At 40.9% G+C, this 2,739-nt stretch carries 2 protein-coding genes; both read left to right on the plus strand.

What is annotated here, in order from left to right; all coding sequences use genetic code 11:
- The first annotated feature begins 262 nt into the window (after positions 1–262).
- Positions 263–1,180 carry a DnaJ domain-containing protein gene (locus AC5JMK_RS13980; protein ID WP_495910377.1) on the plus strand — a complete coding sequence of 306 codons (918 nt, stop codon included), beginning with the start codon at positions 263–265 and terminating at the stop codon, positions 1,178–1,180.
- Positions 1,180–2,391, plus strand: a complete 1,212-nt coding sequence (locus AC5JMK_RS13985) for an ATP phosphoribosyltransferase regulatory subunit (protein ID WP_096676194.1) — start codon at positions 1,180–1,182, stop codon at positions 2,389–2,391. The genes AC5JMK_RS13980 and AC5JMK_RS13985 overlap by 1 nt, the downstream gene beginning before the upstream one ends.
- Positions 2,392–2,739: the final 348 nt, after the last annotated feature.

Here is a 2,739-nt window from a genome sequence, read left to right on the forward strand (position 1 = left end):
CTAGGCGGGATACAGTTTCAACATGAAAAATTTTGACTTATGTGTACACCGTAGGCTTGCGCTTAGGGGATTAAGGGGTGGGGTACTGGGTACGTATTGGACACAACCGAGAAGCGCTATAGATGCAGAAGCTCAATCCAAAATCGTTCGGCAGAGGCTGACGACGAAGTCTAAAATCCAAAATGGTATCACTCTTGCGGGTAAGCTTAATCCAGAAGATAAACTAGTAAGAATCACACAATTATTGGTATAAAACTGCTCTATGTCTTTAAAAATAGATCAAGGACTATTTAAATATGATTTTATAGATTACCACGCAATCCTAAGTGTGCCAATAAATGCAGACACCAAGGAAATCCGCAAACGTTATCTGAAAATAGCTCGGTGTCTGCACCCGGATAGCTCTTCTGTGTCTTGTAACACGGAAAAACAGCTAGCAAGCGATTTGTTGTCCAAGTTAGTTAACCCTGCTTACGAGAAACTATCTCAAGAGAAAAATTATACAGAATATATTATAGTTCTGTCGCAAATGGGTAAGCGTTTATTACAAGAATCTGCGGCTTTGGAACTAACTACCGATGTAGCAAAACAGCTAATAAAGATACCCAATCTAGAACATGCTTATAAAGTTGCGATCGCCAAAATTGCTGAAACTCAATACGAGTCTTTAGAGCAAGTCGTGCAAATTATTGGTTTAGTCAGCGAGTTAAACTTGGTTTATTTAATGCGGAGTGTAGGTAAATCACAATCTGCACCACCGACAATAAACAAAGCCACTGCACCCCCACCTGAATTACCCAAAGAAGATTCAAGCGTAGTTCTTCAATATATCCGTCGTTCCCAAGACTTAATTGCCAAAAATCAACTCACCCAAGCAGAAGTAGAATTACGAGATGCTCTGAAGCTTGAGCCAAATAATAGTCATTGCCATAGCTTGATCGGAATGGTCTATTTAAGGCAAAATCGAACCACGATGGCAAAAGTTCATATTGACCGCGCCTTGCAACTAGACCCCAAAAACGAAACAGCGTTGGAGGGAAAACGCAAAATTGAACAAATGTCGGGTCAAAAACCCGGTAGCGCCAAAGCTGCGGCGACTTCATCTGCTGCGGCTAAACAACCAGATAAATCTGGAGGTGGCGGTCTTTTTGGTGGTTTGTTTGGTGGGAAGAAAAAATAATGGTGTATCAACCACCGGCGGGAGCTAGGGATCTATTACCCCTTGATGTGGCTCAGAAACGCTGGATAGAAGATAGGCTACAGCAGGTATTTCACAGTTGGGGATATCACAGAATTATCACCTCAACTCTAGAGCGGATAGATACGCTGATGGCGGGGGGTGCGATTCAACGCTCAACTGTGATTCAATTGCAAAATGCCGAAAACGAAGAATTGGGGTTACGTCCCGAACTGACAGCCTCAATTGCTCGTACAGCCGTGACTCGCATGGCGGGTGTTAACTATCCCCAGCGTTTGTACTACAATACCAATGTTTTCCAGCGATCATCGGATTATCGGCGCAATCAACCGCAGGAATTTTATCAAGCTGGGGTAGAGTTATTAGGTACTAGTGGCTTACTTACTGATGCAGAAGTAGTGCTTTTGATCGCAGATTGTTTGCAAGCGCTTTCAATTAACCACTGGCATTTAATTTTAGGCGAGGCTGGAATTACCCAATCGCTGTTACAGGTATTTCCCGCTAATGTACGTAACCAAGTCCGTTATGCGATCGCTCATCTTGACCGAATTGCGATTGATAATTTGCCTCTAACTGAAGAATTACGCTCTCGCGCCAGAATTCTCCTGGATTTGCGTGGAAATAGTGGTGATGTTTTACAAAAAGTCAGTAGCTTGGATCTGGATGCTCCCCAGCAAGAAGCGGTGAATAACCTCAAATCTTTGGTTGAGTTACTGGAAAATCGGTCAAATTTCCCATTAATATTGGATTTGAGCCTGATTCAAACTTTTGACTACTATACTGGCATTTCTTTTGAAGTCGTGAGTGATACCGGAATTGGAGCAAGAGTATTAGGACGTGGTGGTCGTTATGACCAGCTTTTAGGACAGTATCATCCCCAAGGCAATAATATTCCGGGTATTGGTTTTGCTTTATTTATTGAAGAATTATACCAAGCTCTTGCTTATTGTCAGCAATTACCGCAAACAACACCAGCTAGTAATTGGTTAGTTGTCGCAGAAAATCATCATGCATATGATGCAGCTTTTGCCTACGCCGAAAAACTCCGTAATTCTAATAGTTTGGTGCGAGTAGAAATGGATTTAGGAGGACAAGACGCCGAAGCAATTCGTCAATATGCGCGCGATCGCTCTATCGCTCAGATCGCTTGGGTGAAAGCTGATGGCTCAACAACTATTGAGTCGAATAATTAAATCTTTTTGGTCTGTAGAGACTGTAAATTTACGGTCTCTACAAAGGATTGTGGGCTTAACACCAACTGCATTTAGCTATGACTGAACTGCTGCGACAGGTTTCTGAGTCTTAAATGGCTAGACAAGGAATGATTCTATGCAGCCTCACATATATTTAGATAAAAAAACAAAATTATATCAAAATTAGAATTAATTTGATAGACATTTAATTATTCTATAGTAATCATAGAAACTATAAATCTTAACTAGTGTTAATTAGTCCTAAAAATAGTATTTACTATAATTTAATACACCTTAAGCTGTTCAGCATTTAAATTGGGTATAATAAAAAGCCGAATTCAGTAAAAA

It is taken from the genome of Pelatocladus sp. (assembly GCF_059505505.1).